General features: G+C 63.8%; 20 protein-coding genes. All 20 read left to right on the top strand.

The window, feature by feature from the left end; genetic code table 11:
• Nucleotides 1–112 precede the first annotated feature (112 nt).
• On the top strand, nucleotides 113–820 hold the full coding sequence (locus GA566_RS24175) for a hydrolase (protein WP_160474257.1): 708 nt from the start codon (nucleotides 113–115) through the stop codon (nucleotides 818–820).
• A 471-nt stretch (nucleotides 821–1,291) separates the two neighbouring features.
• Nucleotides 1,292–1,534, top strand: a complete 243-nt coding sequence (locus GA566_RS24170; protein WP_237380621.1) for a flagellar biosynthetic protein FliQ — start codon at nucleotides 1,292–1,294, stop codon at nucleotides 1,532–1,534.
• An 18-nt stretch (nucleotides 1,535–1,552) separates the two neighbouring features.
• Entirely contained in the window at nucleotides 1,553–2,323 is a 771-nt protein-coding gene (gene fliR / locus GA566_RS24165) for a flagellar biosynthetic protein FliR (protein WP_160474255.1), read from the top strand.
• On the top strand, nucleotides 2,323–3,423 hold the full coding sequence (locus GA566_RS24160; protein ID WP_160474254.1) for a flagellar biosynthesis protein FlhB: 1,101 nt from the start codon (nucleotides 2,323–2,325) through the stop codon (nucleotides 3,421–3,423). Before fliR ends, GA566_RS24160 begins: the two co-directional genes overlap by 1 nt.
• Entirely contained in the window at nucleotides 3,420–5,474 is a 2,055-nt protein-coding gene (gene flhA / locus GA566_RS24155) for a flagellar biosynthesis protein FlhA (RefSeq protein WP_160474253.1), read from the top strand. Before GA566_RS24160 ends, flhA begins: the two co-directional genes overlap by 4 nt.
• Nucleotides 5,475–5,490: 16 nt before the next feature.
• Nucleotides 5,491–6,252, top strand: coding sequence for a flagellar hook-basal body protein (locus tag GA566_RS24150; RefSeq protein ID WP_160474252.1), 762 nt, complete (start codon nucleotides 5,491–5,493; stop codon nucleotides 6,250–6,252).
• 56 nt (nucleotides 6,253–6,308) lie between these two features.
• Complete coding sequence (flgG, locus tag GA566_RS24145; protein WP_160474251.1) at nucleotides 6,309–7,100, top strand: flagellar basal-body rod protein FlgG; 792 nt, start codon at nucleotides 6,309–6,311, stop codon at nucleotides 7,098–7,100.
• An 8-nt stretch (nucleotides 7,101–7,108) separates the two neighbouring features.
• On the top strand, nucleotides 7,109–8,083 hold the full coding sequence (gene flgA / locus GA566_RS24140) for a flagellar basal body P-ring formation chaperone FlgA (RefSeq protein WP_160474250.1): 975 nt from the start codon (nucleotides 7,109–7,111) through the stop codon (nucleotides 8,081–8,083).
• Nucleotides 8,084–8,097: 14 nt separating this feature from the next.
• Nucleotides 8,098–8,697, top strand: a complete 600-nt coding sequence (locus GA566_RS24135) for a flagellar basal body L-ring protein FlgH (RefSeq protein ID WP_237380619.1) — start codon at nucleotides 8,098–8,100, stop codon at nucleotides 8,695–8,697.
• The gene (locus GA566_RS24130; RefSeq protein WP_160474249.1) at nucleotides 8,697–9,848 is read left to right on the top strand and encodes a flagellar basal body P-ring protein FlgI; all 1,152 of its coding nucleotides are present in this window, start codon (nucleotides 8,697–8,699) and stop codon (nucleotides 9,846–9,848) included. The genes GA566_RS24135 and GA566_RS24130 overlap by 1 nt, the downstream gene beginning before the upstream one ends.
• A 60-nt stretch (nucleotides 9,849–9,908) precedes the next feature.
• A complete protein-coding gene (locus tag GA566_RS24125) occupies nucleotides 9,909–10,289 on the top strand; it encodes a flagellar basal body protein (RefSeq protein WP_160474248.1) in 381 nt (126 codons plus the stop codon).
• A 9-nt stretch (nucleotides 10,290–10,298) separates the two neighbouring features.
• Entirely contained in the window at nucleotides 10,299–10,754 is a 456-nt protein-coding gene (gene flgC, locus GA566_RS24120; protein WP_160474247.1) for a flagellar basal body rod protein FlgC, read from the top strand.
• Nucleotides 10,751–11,077, top strand: coding sequence for a flagellar hook-basal body complex protein FliE (fliE, locus tag GA566_RS24115; protein WP_160474246.1), 327 nt, complete (start codon nucleotides 10,751–10,753; stop codon nucleotides 11,075–11,077). Before flgC ends, fliE begins: the two co-directional genes overlap by 4 nt.
• A 49-nt stretch (nucleotides 11,078–11,126) precedes the next feature.
• Nucleotides 11,127–12,569, top strand: coding sequence for a flagellar basal-body MS-ring/collar protein FliF (gene fliF / locus GA566_RS24110; RefSeq protein WP_160474245.1), 1,443 nt, complete (start codon nucleotides 11,127–11,129; stop codon nucleotides 12,567–12,569).
• Nucleotides 12,559–13,167, top strand: coding sequence for a hypothetical protein (locus tag GA566_RS24105; protein ID WP_160474244.1), 609 nt, complete (start codon nucleotides 12,559–12,561; stop codon nucleotides 13,165–13,167). The genes fliF and GA566_RS24105 overlap by 11 nt, the downstream gene beginning before the upstream one ends.
• Nucleotides 13,164–13,937 (top strand): FliH/SctL family protein, encoded by a 774-nt coding sequence (locus GA566_RS24100; protein ID WP_160474243.1) that lies wholly within the window; start codon nucleotides 13,164–13,166, stop codon nucleotides 13,935–13,937. The genes GA566_RS24105 and GA566_RS24100 overlap by 4 nt, the downstream gene beginning before the upstream one ends.
• Nucleotides 13,934–15,322 carry a FliI/YscN family ATPase gene (locus tag GA566_RS24095; protein WP_160474242.1) on the top strand — a complete coding sequence of 463 codons (1,389 nt, stop codon included), beginning with the start codon at nucleotides 13,934–13,936 and terminating at the stop codon, nucleotides 15,320–15,322. Before GA566_RS24100 ends, GA566_RS24095 begins: the two co-directional genes overlap by 4 nt.
• Complete coding sequence (locus GA566_RS24090; protein WP_160474241.1) at nucleotides 15,315–15,788, top strand: hypothetical protein; 474 nt, start codon at nucleotides 15,315–15,317, stop codon at nucleotides 15,786–15,788. The genes GA566_RS24095 and GA566_RS24090 overlap by 8 nt, the downstream gene beginning before the upstream one ends.
• Nucleotides 15,785–16,528 carry a hypothetical protein gene (locus GA566_RS24085; protein WP_160474240.1) on the top strand — a complete coding sequence of 248 codons (744 nt, stop codon included), beginning with the start codon at nucleotides 15,785–15,787 and terminating at the stop codon, nucleotides 16,526–16,528. The genes GA566_RS24090 and GA566_RS24085 overlap by 4 nt, the downstream gene beginning before the upstream one ends.
• Nucleotides 16,512–16,907 carry a flagellar hook assembly protein FlgD gene (locus tag GA566_RS24080; protein WP_160474239.1) on the top strand — a complete coding sequence of 132 codons (396 nt, stop codon included), beginning with the start codon at nucleotides 16,512–16,514 and terminating at the stop codon, nucleotides 16,905–16,907. The genes GA566_RS24085 and GA566_RS24080 overlap by 17 nt, the downstream gene beginning before the upstream one ends.

Below are 16,907 nucleotides of genomic sequence, written 5' to 3'. Positions count from 1 at the left end.
GGCCACCGCTATAGTTCAACCCATGGACAGCGCAGCAACGCAACGAAGCCAAGCCAGCGCTGCCCGATAAAACCTCAAACTTATTGAATACCTTTTATTCCGGAGAATCACCATGTCGAACGCCAACAACGCCAAGCTGGAAGTCCTGACCCCGCGCAATAGCCAACTGATCTTCATCGACCATCAGCCGCAAATGGCCTTCGGTGTGCAGTCGATGGACCGCCAGACCATGAAGAACAACGTCGTGGGCCTGGCCAAGGCAGCCAAGATCTTCGACGTGCCGACCACGATTACCACCGTCGAGAGCGAATCGTTCTCCGGCTATACCTACCCCGAACTGCTCGACGTGTTCCCCGGCAAGGAAACGCTCGAACGCACCTCGATGAATTCCTGGGACGACCAGAAGGTGCGCGACGCACTGGCCGCGAATGGCCGCAAGAAGATCGTCGTCGCCGGCCTGTGGACCGAAGTCTGCAACACCACGTTTGCCCTGTGCGCCATGCTCGAAGGCGACTACGAGATCTACATGGTGGCGGACGCTTCGGGCGGCACGACCAAGGAAGCGCACGACTACGCGATGCAGCGCATGATCCAGGCCGGCGTGGTGCCGGTGACGTGGCAACAAGTGCTGCTCGAATGGCAGCGTGACTGGAAGAACAAGGAAACGTACGACGCCGTGACGAGCCTGGCCAAGGAACACTCGGGCGCCTACGGCATGGGCATCGACTACGCCTATACGATGGTCCACAAGGCCGCGCAACGCACGCAGACGACGCATGAGTCGATTGCTCCGGTGCATGCGCCGGTGATCGAACTCTAAGTCAAGTCACAACAGCTTCAGGGAGACTGGTTCTCCGGAGGGCCGCTCGCCTGGATGGGAGCGGTCTTCATTTTTTGCGTATTGGTAACGGCGCTCGAGCGTGGTGTGCTGCCAACAGTCGACTATTGGTGTAAGCGATAAAAGTGATAAACGATCCAAGATACTAATTGTGGCAAGAAAACGTCAATTGCCAATTTCATGGCAGCAAATCGGCCGCAAATAGTGCTTTTTTAATGGCTTTAAGACCCTCCATGGTTTTCTGGAGGCATACCCCAAGAAAGTTGGGCTTGTTCTCCAAACCGCCAGGTCGCACAATTCGGCCGCGTTGCGGATGTACGATGTCTGGAATGTGTTTGCGCAGACAACCCCTTGGGAAGGGGTGCGCAAGCATGGGAATAACAAAAAACAAACAGCCGAATCGGCAAAAAAAAGAAGGGTTGGGTCGCTATGCATGCGGATCTCGCGTTACGCATGATGTCGGGCCTGCTGTGGACGGGCCTGACGGTCTGCTTGCCACTGCTCGCAGTCATCATGACGGTAGGACTAGTCATCAGCCTCTTGCAAGTGGTGACGCAGGTCCAGGAAATGTCTCTCACATTTGTTCCGAAGCTTATCGCCTCCGGAATCGTCCTGATCGCCCTGGGTCCGTGGATGCTGCGCAAGCTCACAAGCTATTGCACGCAGCTCTGGACCAGTATTCCCACCCTGTTCTAACACCGTCCGGCAGACGTCGTGGTGGGAAGCCTCTCCTATGGCCCGTGGGCCGTATCCGCGCTGCTTGTCAGCATCCGCATTGGCATGGTGTTTGCCATGACTCCCGTGCTATCGGCTATTCCAATGCCCGCCGTCGTTCGTGTGCTCGTAGTGCTGGGCATTGCGGCGGCAATGTCGGCGGCGCTACCAACGACCAGCTATCGCGGCCAGACAGATCTCGCGTCGTTGTTTGGCGCAGCTTGCCTGGAGGTGTCGATAGGTGTTCTGCTCAGTCTTGGCATCCTGCTGGCGTTCGCAACATTTTCCGTCGCCGGTCGCGTGCTCGACATCCAGATCGGATTCGGTATGGGGCAGTTGTTCGATCCAGCCACTCGGCAAAGCCTGCCGCTGCTGACGGGCGCCATGACGCAGTTGGCGGTGCTCTGCTTCTTTGCCTTGGACGCGCACCATACGCTGCTTCGCGCGCTGGCATACAGCTTCGAACACTTTCCACTCGGCGCGCCGTGGCCCATTCAGCAGAGCCTTCCAGTTGTACTGCGCCATGTTTCCGGCATGTTCGTGCTGGGTTTCGCGCTGGTGGCGCCGGTTGTGACGTGCCTGCTGCTTGTAGAACTGGGATTGTCGCTGCTGGCGCGCAACCTGCCGCAGATGAACATGTTCGTGCTCGGCATGCCGATCAAAGTCATCGTGGGTCTCGGAGCGCTGGCGGTCTGGCTTGGCGCGGCGGGTGACTACGTCGCGCGTATCTTCAATGCTGTCTTTCACAACTGGGAGGCATTGTTCCGATAATGGCCGACGAAGACTTCGATAAGAGCGAAGCCGCTTCGGCCTACAAGCTGGAGCAGGCGCGCGAACAGGGCCAGGTGCCCAAGAGCCAGGAGGTGACCGGCACGCTGGTCATGGCCGTTGTCATCGCCACGTTGCATGCGCGAGGACTGGAGGGCATCCTGCATGAATTCCGCTTCGACAGTGCGTTGCTGCAGCGGGCCGCCATGTCGCACGACAGCGCGCAGATCATGGGGCTGGTGTCCACGACGCTGGACCACCTGGTGTGGTCGCTGATGCCATTCCTGGTTACGGTGATGGTGGCGGCTATCGTGGGCAATGTGCTGCAGACCGGTCCGATGTTCGCGCCGAAGGCCCTGAAGCCCGACTGGAACCGCTTGAACCCCGTGACGGGGCTCAAGCAGCTTCTGTCCGTGCGGACGCTGTTCCAGGCGCTGCGTTCCTGTGTGAAGCTCGCGCTGCTGGCGCTCGTCGTGTGGTATGCCCTCGTAGACCTTCTGCCGCAATTCCACCATCTCGCGGCCCTGCCGCCGCGCCGCTATGTGGAAACCATGCTCAATGATATTGGCGCCATCGGCATGCGGGTGGTCATCATTCTGACGTTGATTGCCGCGGTGGACCTGTTGTTCATGCGGCGCCAGTTCGCCACGCGTATGCGCATGAGCAAGCGCGAAGTCAAGGACGAACACAAGCAGCGCGAAGGTGACCCGCGCATTCGACAACGTCAGCGCGAGTTGCGCCAGAAGATGGCGAGGAAGCTCGGTGCGGCCTCCAACGCTGGCGGCGCCGACGTGATCATCGCCAACCCGACTCACCTTGCCATTGCGCTTGAATACCGCCACGGCGAGATGGAATCGCCGCGTGTGGTGGCGAAGGGTGCTGGAACACTTGCACTTGCCATCCGCAAGATCGGGCGTTCGCATGGCGTGCCCATCGTGGAGAACCGGCCATTGGCGCGAGCGTTGTTCCGACAGGTCGAGATCGGGCAGCATGTTCCGCCCGCGTTGTATGCCGACCTTGCGCGAATCATGGTCTGGGTTCTGGCCATGCAGCGTTCGCGGCAGGCGGCGCATGCGATGACGGCAGGAGGCGCGACGTCATGAGTAACTGGCGCAAACTCTTGTCCGGCCAGGGAGACGTACTGCTGGTTGGCCTCGTACTTGGCATCTTGCTGGTGCTGTTCGCGCCGATTCCGCGCGGACTGCTGGATTTCCTGATCCTCACGAACTTCTCGTTCGCGTTCCTGATTCTTCTGCTCACGTTCTACATGGCGCGGCCTGTGGAGTTCTCCACATTCCCGTCATTGCTGCTGATTGCCACGCTGTTCCGTTTGTCGCTGAACGTCGCAGCAACGCGGCTGATCCTGGCAGATGCCGATGCCGGCAAGGTCATCGCGGCCATCGGTTCGTATGTAGTGGGCGGCAATTACGTGATCGGGCTGATCGTTTTCCTGATCCTGATCGTCGTGCAGTACGTGGTCGTGACCAGTGGTGCGCAACGGGTGTCCGAGGTCGCGGCCCGCTTCACGCTGGACAGCATGCCCGGCCAGCAGATGAGTATCGATGCCGACCTGAACATGGGGTTCATCGACCAGGAGGAAGCCCAGCGTCGGCGGAAGAACCTGGAGAAGGAAGCAGCGTTCTACGGCGCAATGGACGGTGCGAGCAAGTTCGTAAAGGGTGATGCCATTGCAGGCATCATCATCATGCTGATCAACATCGTCGGCGGCCTGGTCATCGGGACGATGCAGTTCGGTATGCGCTGGTCCGAAGCCTTGCAGACCTACACCCTGCTCACGATCGGGGATGGCATCGTGACACAGGTTCCAGCCCTGGTGATAGCGGTGGGCACCGGCATCATCGTGACGCGCTCGGCGTCGGATGCCAACCTCAGCAACGAGGTGCTCCGCCAGATCACGTCGTTCCCAAAGACGCTGCTTCTCGTCGCCTGTGCGCTGGGCGGACTGGTACTGCTGCCCGGCATTCCGTCGTTGCCGGTACTCGTGCTTTTGGTACTCGTCGTTGGCGTTGCGCTGTTGGCTGCCCGTATTAAACGTCGTGCCGCACACGAAGACGGAAGAGCGGATGCCGCTGCAGAGACGCCGTCCGGCGGCAAGGACGACGCCGGTTACGCTTCGCTTGCCGTCGAGCCGATCGAGGTACATGTCGGCACCGCGTGGTTGCCGCTGGTCAGCCAGGAAGGTGGGCTGTTCATGGAGCGCATCGCGCTGTTCCGCAAGCAGCATGCACAGGATCTGGGCCTCGTGCTGCCTCCGGTGCGCTTTCGGGAGGGTGCGCGCCTGGGGCCGAATCAGTACGAGATCCAGATCGACGGCGTGGTGCGGGCGAAGGCCGAGGTACGGATGGAGCAGCTGCTGGCGATTCATCCGTCTGGGGACACTCGCGCGATTCCAGGCGAGCCAACCAAGGACCCCACGTATGGGCTGCCGGCGCTGTGGATCGACGCTGGGCAGCGCGAGGCAGCCATCGCGGCCCGGTTTACGCTGGTCGATGCACAGACGGTGTTCCTCACGCACCTGACGGAAATCCTGCGCCGTGAATCGGCGACGCTACTCACGCGCGCCGAGGCCGAGCGCCTGCTGGGGCGCGTGCGTGACGATCATCCGGGGCTGGTCGAGGAACTGATCCCCACAGTGCTGTCACTGGGAGACGTACAGAAGGTGTTGCAGCACTTGCTGCGCGAGAAGGTCAGCATCCGCCATGTCGAGGCGATTCTGGAAACCCTTGCCGACGCGGGTCGCGCGACCAAGGATCCGCTGACGCTGACCGAGGCCGTGCGCCAGCGCCTGGGGCCTGCCATCTGCCAGGCACTGGTGGGCGATGCCGGCGCACTCCAGGTGCTGACGCTGGACGCCGCGATGGAAGCAGGCTTCCTGCAGACCCTGCAGTCGGCCGAGGCCGGCGGACATTTCGTGCTCGATCCGCGCATGGCCGAGCAGTTTATCCAGAGACTGGTCTTCCATGCCGAAAAAATGATGAAAAGCAATCTTCTGCCCGTGGTGCTATGCGCGCCCGAACTGCGGCGGCATGTCCGCAGCCTTTCGGAACGCGTGCTGCCGCACCTGCGCGTGATCTCGATGGCCGAGGTGCCACACGCGGTGGAACTGAAGTCGTTTGGCGTCGTGAGTCTCTAATACGAAGGAGCAGATCGTGCAACAAACCCTGGCCGTGGCCCTTACCGGATTGCAAACGGATGCAGACCGGCTGGACCGTATCGCGCTGAATTTGGCCAATGCGTCTACGCCGGGATACCGCCGCGAGGTGGGCGCCTTGCCGCGCTCGTCGGCGATGCCGTTTTCCGCGCAAGTGGAAGCCGGCCATGCGAGCGGCGTGCCGGGGGCATCGATGGCGCCTGGCTCGGCGGCGCGATTCGCGCCGATTACCGTGTCCGATACGCGTGCCGGCACCCTGCGCAGCACGGGTGCAAGCCTGCAAGTGGCGCTGACCGGTTCCGAGTTTTTCGAGATTGCCACCGATTCGGGCCCGGCTTACACCCGCAATGGCGACTTCAGGCTCGATACGCGAGGCCGCCTGGTGACGGCGAGTGGCAACGCGGTGATGGGACGGGGGGGCGAGATCGTGCTCACCACTTCCAATCCGAAGATCGACCAGGCCGGCGTTATCCGCGAGGGCAGCAACGTGGTTGGCCAGCTAAAGCTGGTGACATTTGCCGAACCCAAGTCGCTGCGCCGCCTGGGCGACGGGCTCTGGGCGCAGGGTGAGGGCATGACCCTGTCGCCCGATACGACCCAGAGCGTTCGCCAGGGCTACCTCGAGAACAGCAATGTCAGCGCACTGACCGAGATGTCACAGCTTGTGGAAACAATGCGCCACTTCGAATCCTTGCAGCGCATGACCCAGGCCTACGACGAGATGGTCGGACAGGCTATCCGCAAACTTGGCGAGGGCTGAGCCTCGCCGGACGCCAATGACCACGACCCTGAACACGACCACGAGATACGCGCGCCATGCTTGATGCACTCCACATCGCCGCCACCGGCATGCAGTCCCAGCAGACCAACGTCGACACGATTGCCAACAATCTGGCCAACGTCAATACGCCCGGGTTCAAGAAATCCAGGGTCAGTTTTACCGATCTGGTATCGCAAGAGACCCGGCAACTGGCCTCTACCGGCATCGACGCCGTAGCGGGCCTGGGCGCCGCCACACGTACCGGCATGGGCGTTGGCGTCGCGAGCATGGGCCGCGTGCTGGATGTGGGCGACCTGAAGAAGACCGACTCGCCGTACGACATCGCCATCGCAGGACAGGGATTCATCGAGGTGCAGATGCCGGACGGTAGCCGCGCCTTCACACGAGGCGGGACGCTGAAAGTCAATCCCGATGGCATGTTGTCCACGCTGGGTGGATATCCACTCAAGCCCGGTATTGCCATCCCCGAGAACGCGACGGACATGACGATTACAGCCGACGGACACGTCATGGTGCGTGTGAGTGGGCAATCCACGGCCACCGATGCCGGACAGCTGGAACTGGTCAAGTTCCCGAACGCATCCGCTATCACGCCGATGGGCGACAACCTCTATCGGACCAACGACAACACCGGCGAGCCCATCGCCATGCGCGCTGGCGATGACGGCATGTCGCAGATCCAGCAGGGCTTTGTGGAATCGTCGAACGTCAAGCTCGTAGACGAGATGGTGAGCCTGATGGTGGCGCAGCGCGCGTACGAAGCCAACGTGAAGATTGCCCAGGCATCGGACGAAATGCTCGGCATGATCAACAACCTGCGACGTTGAGCATAGCCATGCGACGCGTGCTTCGATCCCTGCTGCCGCTGCTTGTGTTGCCCTGCTTGGGGGCCAGCATGGCCGTGGCCGCTCCCGGTGTGCATGTGGTGCTGCCCGAACGCGCACAGGTGCATCGTGCCGACGTGGCGCTGGGCGATGTGGCACAACTGCGCACGCAGGATCTCAATACGCTGCGGCAACTGATGTCGATGTCGATCGGGCCTGCACCGCGTACCGGCGAGGCCGTGGTGGTGGATGCAAAGACGCTTGCACGCTTTGTGCAGACACACGTGAAGCTCCCAGAGCATGCCGTGGTGTGGGAAGGCGCGCCGCGGGTGCGCATCGAACGCGCCATGCAGGCACTCTCGGGAGAACAGATCCAGGCAGCGGCCCGCCAGCGCCTCGAATCCTGGCTGCAGGCGCGCCACGCACGCTTTGCGGCATCGGCAGCGCAGGATATCCAGGCGCTTGCCGTGCCGGCGGGCAGCCTTGAGCTGCGGCCGCGGGAGATTCCCGATAACCAACTGGCCACTCGACGTATGGTTGTCTGGATCGATATCTGGGTGGCCGGGGATTTCGTCCGCACGGTTTCCGTCGCTTTCGATGTCAATGTCTACCAGGATGCGTGGGTGGCGCGCCACGACGTCCGCGCCGGAAATGCACTGCGCACCGACGACTTCGAGCGCAAGCAGGTCGACATCGCCCGGCTCGGCAGCGCGCCTGTGGCGGTCATTCCTGACGGCTCGCGGATACGCCACAACGTGCTGGCCGGCACACCGTTGCTGCAAGCGGCGGTGCAAGCCGTGCCGGCGGTGGCGCGCGGGCAGATGGTGACGTTGCGCAGCCAGATCGGTGCCATTGCGCTGGAGGGCCGTGCCGAGGTGCTGCAGGATGGTTGGCCCGGCGGCCGGGTGCAGGTGCGCATGCCCGCCGGTAACGCGCCTGTCCTGGCGCGCGTCGCCGAGGATGGCACCGTGGAACTCGTTCAGTGAAGGACATGCCGAGCATGAACATGAAGCGCTTCTTGTTGAGATCGACAACGGCCTGCGGCGTGGCTGTCCTGCTGTGTGCCAGCAGTCTGCCAGCCGTCGCAGAAAGCCTGTTCAGTGAGCAACGGTTTCGCCCGCTCACCGCGGATAACAAGGCATTCCGCGTGGATGACGTCATTACCGTTCAGGTCTACGAGAATGCGTCGGCCGCTGCCAATGCCGACACAGCTACCCGGCGCAAGAATGATGTAGGCGGCAACCTTACGGTGACGCGTACGCCGCCATTCGCCGCTAATCTCAGCGTCGCCGGCGATTTTGACGGCGGGGGCCGTACCAGCCGCGCGGGCAAGGTCCTGGCCCTGCTGACGGTGCGTGTGCAGGAGATCCTTCCCAACGGCGATCTGCGCGTGGGTGGCGAGCAATCGCTCGTAATCAATGGCGAGCAGCAGCGCATCAATCTCGAAGGTCGTGTGCGTCCGCTCGATATCTCCGACAGCAACGTCGTACTGTCCACGCGTATCGCCGACGCACGGATTACCTATGTAGGGGAAGGCGATCTCTCCGAACGGCAGACGCGCGCCTGGTGGCGCAAGGCGCTGGATTTTCTGGGGCTGTGATGAAGAACATCGTGACTTCCCCGCTGGCCAATCTGTGGGGCGTGATGCTGCTTGGCATTGTGTTTCTGGCTGCCACGGCACATGCGGCTACCGAAGCTCCTGTCCGCGTCAAGGATCTCGGGAAATTGCAGGGCTGGCGTGAGAACGCCCTGGTGGGCTACGGCGTCGTGACCGGCCTGGCCGGTACCGGTGACGCGCCCACCAATCGCTCCACCAAGCAGGCGCTGGCTAACGTGTTCTCGCAGTTCAACATGACAATCGCGCCCGAGCAGGTGCAAAGCCGCAACGTCGCCGTGGTCATGGTGACTGCCGCCTTGCCGACGTTTGCACGCGAAGGTGACACGGTGGATGTGACAGTGACCTCCGCGGGAGATGCGCGCAGCCTGGTTGGCGGCACGCTGCTGCTGACCCCACTCAAGGCGCCCAACGGGCGTATCTATGCCCTGGCACAAGGCCCATTGTCGGTTGGTGGCTACCGATACGATGCGAACGGCAACGTCGTGCAGAAAAATCATCCTACCGTGGGGGCGATTCCCGCGGGAGCCACTGTGGAAGTGGGTACGGATGCCAACATGGTGGACGCGCGCCAGAACATCACGTTTGTCCTGTCTGAGCCCGACTACACCACGGCGAACCGGGTGGCTAACGCCATCAATGCCCAGTTGGGGGCCGCGCTGGCGGAGGCTCGCGATGCGTCCGGCATCCAGATCAACATTCCCGAGGCGCAGCGCGGCCATGCGGTCAGATTCTTCTCGCGCGTGGAGAACGTGACGGTCGAGCCTGACCGGCGCGCGAAAGTCGTGATCAACGAGCGTACCGGCACCGTGGTGACTGGCGGCGACGTGCGACTGGCCAAGGTGGCCATTTCGCATGGCGACCTGAAGATCTCCATCGTAACTGACCATACGGCGTCGCAACCGATGTTCGTCGGCTATGGCTATAACCCGGGCGTCCGCACGGCGATCGTGACCAACTCGCGGGTGGATGTGGAAGAGCGCAATTCACCGGCATTCGTTGCGGCCACCAACAACACGGTGGCGGATCTGGTGCAGGCGCTGGCACAGATGAAGACCAATACACGCGACATCATCTCGATCCTGCGCGCGGTCAAGGCGGCGGGAGCGCTGCACGCCGAACTGGTGGTGCAGTAAGGCATCGGAGGCAGAGCCGGTGTGACTGCCTGAAGGACATTAACGATAAAGGGGTGGACGATGGTTCCAGGAATCGAAGGGGTCACCACAGCGGCACTGTCGCTGGCGCTTGACGCTGCGTCGTTGCAGCATCGAGTGCTGGCGGCCAACGTGGCCAATGCCAACACGCCGGGCTACGTGCCGATGCGTCTGCGTTTCGCGGCGCGGATCGAGGGCGGCGCCGTACGCCAGGCAACAGCCGCGACGGATCCGGCATCCATGTTCGCTGTCCGTATGTCGTTGCAGCCCGCATTCGATGCCAGCGGTGCGGCAGCAACGGTACAACCAGACCAGGAAGTCGCGGCGATGTCGGAGAACGCGCTGCACTACCAGGCGCTGGCCTCCGCATTGGACAAGCATTTCTCGATTCTCGCGAGTGCCGCATCCGACGGCAAACGATAGACACCCGACATGGACTACCAACAATCCTTTGCCGTCAGCGCACTGGGCATGAGCCTGGAGCGCATGCGCGTGGACGTTTCCACGCTCAACCTCGCCAATGCCAGTACGGTGACAGGTGCCAACGGCACGGCTTTCCAGCCAATGCGGGTGGTTTCCTACGCGCGCACGCCGCAGATGGCCAGTTCCGTGTCTGCGGACGGTGGCGTATTCAACGCGATGGTCGATCGCGCACTGGCCGCGCCGGGTGCCTGGGTGGAACCCACTACCGCACCGGCACGCAGGACATATGAACCGGGACATCCGTACGCCGACGCGCAGGGCTTCGTCGCCTACCCGGGCGTCGATACGGCCACAGAGATGATGACGATGATGGCCGCGACGCGCGCCTACGAGGCCAATGTGGCAGCGCTGACGATGGCGCGCTCGATGGCGATGAAGGCTCTGGAAATTGGAGGCAACGTATGACGATCCCCGCATTGGCCGAAGTAGCGGCTGCCGCTGCAGCGATCGTGTCGCCGGCAGTAGCGCAGGCCGAGCCAGCGGCAACCTCGGTGGCACGTACCAGCCAGGCATCGTTCGGCGGCATGGTGGGCGCCGGGCTGCAGCAGGTCAACCAGTCTCTGCTGGTCAGCCAGCAGGACATGCAGAACCTTGCTGTGGGCAATGTCCAGAGCCTGCACCAGGTGATGATCCGGCTGGAGGAAAGCAAGATCGCGTTCCAACTGATGCTGCAGGTACGCAACCGGCTGCTCGAGTCCTACCAGGACGTGATGCGCATGCAGGTGTAGGCCGCGTGGATACCGTGAACGAAATGGCAATCGATACGCAGGGGATGATGTGCTGAAGGACTTCTGGAATAGCTTGTCCGGTACGCGCCGGGTCAGTCTTGTAATTGGGGCCGCCGTGATCGTCGGCGCGACGGCATTCGCCGGTATCTGGCTGCTGCGTGCGGACCAGCAGGTGCTGTTCTCGGGTCTGTCGCCGCAGGATGCTGCGGTGATGACAGCGGAACTCGACCGGATGAAGGTGCAGTACCGCCTGGCAGACGAAGGCACGGTCATTCTCACGGATGCCGACCTCGTACACAAGACGCGGCTCAAGCTGATGGGCAAGGAACTGCCCTTGCACGGTGGCGTGGGTTTCGAGCTCTTCAATGCCGGCGACTTCGGCATGACGGAGTTTGCGCAGAAGGTCAACTACCAGCGTGCACTGCAGGGCGAGCTGACGCGGACCATCCTGTCGATCGCAGACGTGAAGTCCGCGCGGGTGCATGTGGCGCTACCCGAAGATGGGCTGTTCAAGCGGGCCGACAACAAGGCGAAGGCGTCGGTCACCATTGCCATGAAGGACGGCAAGTCGCTGGCCCCGGACCAGACCGTCGGCATCCAGCGCCTGGTTGCCGCATCGATCCCAGGGCTGATCAGCCAGGACGTGACGATCCTGAACGAGCAGGGCGTGGCGCTGACACGCGCCAGCCAGTCGGAGGCCGGTAGTGACGGCGGCGCGCGGCTGGACTTGAAACGCGATACCGAGAATGCACTGGCCCGCAAGGCAACTGAGGTGCTGGAGAGAACGTTCGGCGCCGGACAGGCCATGGCCAGCGTCGACGTGACCCTGAGCATGGATGCGGTGCGCATCACGACCGAGGACGTGGTGGGAACGCCTGGCCGGGGTAACCAGGCGCTGACCGGGGTGGTGGTGCGGGAGCGCGAAAGCAGCAATGACGGTGGACTCCCGCTGGGCGTGCGCGACGCGGCCGGCGGCAGTACACAGCGGGAGATCGAATATCAGGTGGGCAAGCGCGTGGAGCAGGTGATCGGGCAACCGGGGGCTGTCAAGCGCATGCAGGTGCTGGCCATCATCAAGAAGCCACTGTCGCCCGAACAGATCGAGCAGGCCAAGGCGCTGCTTGCCACCGCCACGGGCATTGTCGCGGAACGCGGCGACGTGGTGCTGGTGCAGACCATGGGCACGTATGGTGCCGGCAATGCTGCCCCCGCTGCCGATGCCCCGACCGACGCTGCTGCGGTTGCGGCGACGCCTGGAGGATCGGAGACGCGGTCCGCACAGCATTTGGGCATCGCTCAGGTGTTGGCGGCGTTGCTGACGGTGGTGGTCTGTCTGGGCCTGGGCTGGTGGCTCGGTCGGACTCGCCGGCCGGCATCCGCCGCCCATACGCCGATGAACGAAGCGGAGCGCCACGCGATGCTGAATCAGTTACAGGCCTGGCTCCAGGACGACGGGAAGCCGCGCAACGACGGAGGTCACCGTGACCGTTGAGCCGACAAGCGTCAATGATGTGCCGCCAGCCGATGACCGGCGGGTTGCGCTGGCCCTGCATGCGATGACGCCGGTCGATCGCGGCTGGATGTTGTCGCGCCTGCCGGCTTCTTCCCATGGCCAGCTGCGTGAGTGGCTCGACGAACTCGATGCGCTGGGTGTGCCGCGCGATCCGTCGCTGCTAGCCACCGTACGCGCGGTATCGGCTGTCCGGCCCCATCCCGACGGCACGTACGAGGCGATGATCGCCCACGTGGCCGTATTGGAGCCGGAGGTGATTGCCAACATCCTGAGGCGCGAGTCGGTACCGTTGGTGGCGGCATTGCTTGGTATCAGCGATTGGCCGTGGCGCCAATCCGTGATGCATATGCTTGGCGCAAGCCATGCCCGTCGCGTTGCCGAGGCGACCATGACCGCTCGCGTGCCCCCTGCGCCTGCGCGCGACGCCGCGCTGCTGCAGGCGATGCTCGATCGTGCCGCCGGGGCGCGGCAGGCGCACGTGCCTGCAGGACGAGCACACGGAACGGCCGCGTCGGGACGTGCACGCCAGCATGTGGCTGGCCTGGTGGCGTTGTTCTCCCGCAAGGTCGCCGCATGAGCCGCACTGCACCCACACGCGTGCTCAAGGCGGTCGACGTCGAGGGCGCCGCGCGCACCATTGGACGCCGCCGTACCGCACCTGCGCCGGTCGTTGCGCCGGTGTCGGGTGGCATGGCTGCATCGGCGCCGCTGCCAGGCCCGCCGGCCGCGCCGGAAGCGGTTGTGCCAGCCGGCGATGTCAGCGGTTACGAGGAGGGCTTTGCACGTGGTCAGCGCGAAGGATTGGCCGAAGCTGCGCAGCAGGTCGAGCAGGCCACGCGCGAGGCCGTGGAGAGTGCACAGGCCGAACTCCGCTCGGCACGCGAGGCCGAGCGCCAGCGTATCGATGCCGCCCTGGCCGAGCACGCCGCCCTGACGCGCCATGTCCTCGAACAGGTGCAGCAACATGTCACCGGCGCCATGCGCCAGATCGAGGAACAGGCCGTGGCTATCGCGTACGAAGCGGTCTGCCGCATCGTGGGCGATGCCGCAGTGGAGGCGGACGCCGTACGAACTATCGTGACGCGTGCATTGGCCGAACTGGATGGCAAGCCGGCGCTTGGCGTCCGACTGCATCCGCGCGATCTCGCGACCCTGCAGGCAAGCCCGGATGGGCAGGCACTCCTGCAAGGTTTTGCGGCCGTAAGCTGGACCGCGGACCACGGTGTCTCGATGGGCGGCTGTATGGTCGACAGCGCTGCCGGAACCCTCGATGCGCGCCTGGAAGTCCAACTGCTTGCATTGGGGCAAGCCTGGCGAAACGCGGCCACGGAGGTCAGATCCTCATGACTGCCATCCTCAGCGCCGTCCGCGCGGCCACCGCCACCGTCATCCTGACCGAACGTACCGGTACGGTGCGGCGGTTATCGGGGCTCGCCATAGAGGCTGAAGGCCCGGATGCGGTGATCGGCGAGGTGTGCGCCATCTCGACTCGGCATGGCGATGCGACGGTCATGGCGGAAATCGTCGGTGTACGGCCGGGCGCCGTCACGCTGATGCCATACACCGCCGTTCAGGGGCTTGGCGCGGGCAGTCGCGTGGTGGCAACCGGCCGCATGGCCAGCATCCCGGTAGGCGACGCGCTGCTGGGGCGCGTAATCGACGGATTCGGCGAGGCCCTCGATGGTGGCCTCCGTCCGGCCTGTACCGAGCGCCGGGCGTTGCACGCAAAGCCCCTGAACCCGATGCAGCGGCCCCGTATCGAACATGTGCTGGAAACCGGAGTGCGCAGCATCGATACCCTGCTGACACTCGGCAATGGCCAGCGGGTGGGTATCTTCGCCGGCAGCGGTGTCGGCAAGAGTACGCTGCTGGGCATGATCGCGCGGCACGTCAAGGCCGATATCAATGTGATCGCGCTGATTGGCGAGCGTGGCCGCGAGGTGCGTGAGTTCATCGACAATCAACTGGGGCCGGAGGGCATGCAACGCTCGGTGGTCGTGGTGGCCACGTCCGACCAGCCCGCGTTGGCGCGTGTGCACGCCGCATACGCCGCCGTCGCCATCGCCGAATCGTTCCGCGATGCCGGCAAGCAGGTGTTGCTGACCATGGATTCCGTGACGCGCCTTGCCATGGCAAGGCGCGAGATCGGACTTTCTGCCGGGGAGCCACCGACGGCTCGTGGCTATACCCCGTCGGTGTTCGCAGAGCTTCCACAGCTTTGCGAACGGTGTGGCACCGCACCCGGCGGCGGCAGTATTACGGCATTGATGACGGTGCTGGTCGAAGGCGACGATATGAACGAACCCATCGCCGACACACTGCGCGCCACGCTCGACGGGCATATTGTCCTGTCCCGCGCGTTGGCCCATCAGGGTCAGTATCCGGCGATCGATGTCCTGCAGAGTGCGAGCCGGTTGATGTCTGATCTGGTGGACCGGCCGACCCGGAAGGTGGCCACCGAAGCGGTGCGCAACCTGGCCGTGCTGGAGCGCAACCGGCAACTGGTCGATATCGGCGCATACGAGGCGGGCAGCAACCCCGAACTCGATGCCGCGCTGACGCGCGCCGCAGGATTGCGCGGCTTCCTGACGCAGGCCGATGGCGGCGCTGACCGGGCGGGTGCGGTCGAAACCTTGCGCGACATCGTAGCCGGCGCGCCGGCACAAGTCCTCGACATGCAGCCCATGCGCGGCGCCACACGCCATGCGCAGCGGGAGCCGATCCATGGCTAACGCCCGATTCCGCTATGCGCTCGACCCGGTGCTCAAGCGTTCTGACTGGCGTGTCAATCAGGCCACGCGCGTGCTGGCCGCCGCCACTACCGCCTGGAAACAGCACCAAGACCTGCACACGGTGCTCGAACAGGAACATGCGGAGGTAGCCGGGGCACTGGACCGAACCGAGGGCGCGTCAATCGACGTCGCCACGCGCAGGCAGGCACTTCGCTATCTGGGCCAGACACGCGCGCGGCTGGAGGACAGTGCGCGCGAACTGCAATCGCATGCGGACGCACGGGAAGCCGCGCAGCGCGCGCTTTCGGAAGCGCACGGCGCTCTGGAACTGCTGACGCAGCATAAGGCCGAGAGCCGACGCACCCATGCGGTGGAAGTTGCACGGCAGACCGCCATCGCGGCGGACGACGACTGGACGGCCAGGCATGCGTGGCAGCAAGCCGACTCGCCCGTGGAGGAATCATGACCATGCCATTGGATGCGTCATCGCTGGCTGATATTGCTGCTGGCACACAGGCCGGTGGTGCGGCGCGAGGTAACGGCACGCCGGTCGATTCCCGCGCATGGCAGCGCGAGATGGAGCGGGCCCAGACCCAGGACTGGTTTCAGGGCGCGGTGGCGTACCGTCAGCATGGCATGGCGGCGCAGGCTGATGACGCGCACCCGGCAGACGCCGTTGGCACAGCGGCGCCATCCGCTGGCACTACTGTGAGGGCGTTGTCCGCCACCGTACAGCATGTAGCGATCCAGGCGATCCGGCTTGGCCTTGGCACAGCGGAGCTGGCGACGCCGCCGGCCAGCACGCAGATCGCGCCTGCCCTTGCATGGCAGGCCTCCCTGGATACTCCCAATGCGGTTCAGCCCGCTGCCAAGGACCCCCCCGTCGCTGCGCGAGCCGCGAGCGCGGCTAGCATCACTTCGCCCAGCCTGCAGCGGGATCAGGACGGAGACGACCTGCCGATGCGTCTGCATGTGGAGGTCGACGAATCGGGAGCACGGCTGTGGATCGGTATGACGGCCCCTACAAACGAGCAAATCGAGCAGGCGGTTTCGGAAGTCCGTAGACGCCTTGCAGAGCGTGGTATTGCCCTGGCAGGGGTGACCTGCAATGGCAAGGCCTGGCAACAGAATCTTTCGGCGCACGCGGACACCGCACAGCCGGCCCCATATTCAAAGGAGGGAGTCATCCATGGCATCGATCGATAGCGTTGGCAGCGCCAGTCTGCAATCAGGTTCCATCGGTCTGCAGGATTTCATGAAGATCCTGCTGACCCAACTGACCTACCAGGACCCGCTCAAGCCGATGGACAACCAGGAGTTCATGGCCCAGATCGCCCAGTTCACGTCACTGGAGCAGGCGCAGCAGATCAACACGAAGCTCGACACCATGCTGTCGAGCCAGTCGTCGCAGCAGTCCGTGGGTCTCATCGGCAAGACCGTGGAGGTGTCCACGCAGTCGGGCACGGCGGTGGGCACGGTGTCGTCGCTGTCGCTGGCCAGCGGTACCCCGCAACTGACGATCACGACCACGGCAGGTGCCACGCTGCCCGGCATCAGTCTGTCGCAGATCAACACCATCCGCTGA

The organism is Cupriavidus sp. SW-Y-13 (assembly GCF_009793345.1).
GTDB lineage: Bacteria > Pseudomonadota > Gammaproteobacteria > Burkholderiales > Burkholderiaceae > Cupriavidus.
The sequence above is the reverse complement of the archived record's forward strand: the minus strand, read 5'-3'. Positions and strand labels throughout refer to the sequence as shown.

What these genes read in the sequence shown, in the direction of transcription:
- GA566_RS24175 (WP_160474257.1), top strand. Translation starts at nt 113, where the DNA reads ATGTCGAACGCCAACAACGCCAAGCTGGAAGTCCTGACCCCGCGCAAT.
- GA566_RS24170 (WP_237380621.1), top strand. Translation starts at nt 1,292, where the DNA reads ATGATGTCGGGCCTGCTGTGGACGGGCCTGACGGTCTGCTTGCCACTG.
- GA566_RS24160 (WP_160474254.1), top strand. Translation starts at nt 2,323, where the DNA reads ATGGCCGACGAAGACTTCGATAAGAGCGAAGCCGCTTCGGCCTACAAG.
- flhA (WP_160474253.1), top strand. Translation starts at nt 3,420, where the DNA reads ATGAGTAACTGGCGCAAACTCTTGTCCGGCCAGGGAGACGTACTGCTG.
- flgG (WP_160474251.1), top strand. Translation starts at nt 6,309, where the DNA reads ATGCTTGATGCACTCCACATCGCCGCCACCGGCATGCAGTCCCAGCAG.
- flgA (WP_160474250.1), top strand. Translation starts at nt 7,109, where the DNA reads ATGCGACGCGTGCTTCGATCCCTGCTGCCGCTGCTTGTGTTGCCCTGC.
- GA566_RS24135 (WP_237380619.1), top strand. Translation starts at nt 8,098, where the DNA reads ATGAACATGAAGCGCTTCTTGTTGAGATCGACAACGGCCTGCGGCGTG.
- GA566_RS24130 (WP_160474249.1), top strand. Translation starts at nt 8,697, where the DNA reads ATGAAGAACATCGTGACTTCCCCGCTGGCCAATCTGTGGGGCGTGATG.
- GA566_RS24125 (WP_160474248.1), top strand. Translation starts at nt 9,909, where the DNA reads ATGGTTCCAGGAATCGAAGGGGTCACCACAGCGGCACTGTCGCTGGCG.
- flgC (WP_160474247.1), top strand. Translation starts at nt 10,299, where the DNA reads ATGGACTACCAACAATCCTTTGCCGTCAGCGCACTGGGCATGAGCCTG.
- fliE (WP_160474246.1), top strand. Translation starts at nt 10,751, where the DNA reads ATGACGATCCCCGCATTGGCCGAAGTAGCGGCTGCCGCTGCAGCGATC.
- GA566_RS24100 (WP_160474243.1), top strand. Translation starts at nt 13,164, where the DNA reads ATGAGCCGCACTGCACCCACACGCGTGCTCAAGGCGGTCGACGTCGAG.
- GA566_RS24095 (WP_160474242.1), top strand. Translation starts at nt 13,934, where the DNA reads ATGACTGCCATCCTCAGCGCCGTCCGCGCGGCCACCGCCACCGTCATC.
- GA566_RS24090 (WP_160474241.1), top strand. Translation starts at nt 15,315, where the DNA reads ATGGCTAACGCCCGATTCCGCTATGCGCTCGACCCGGTGCTCAAGCGT.
- GA566_RS24085 (WP_160474240.1), top strand. Translation starts at nt 15,785, where the DNA reads ATGACCATGCCATTGGATGCGTCATCGCTGGCTGATATTGCTGCTGGC.
- GA566_RS24080 (WP_160474239.1), top strand. Translation starts at nt 16,512, where the DNA reads ATGGCATCGATCGATAGCGTTGGCAGCGCCAGTCTGCAATCAGGTTCC.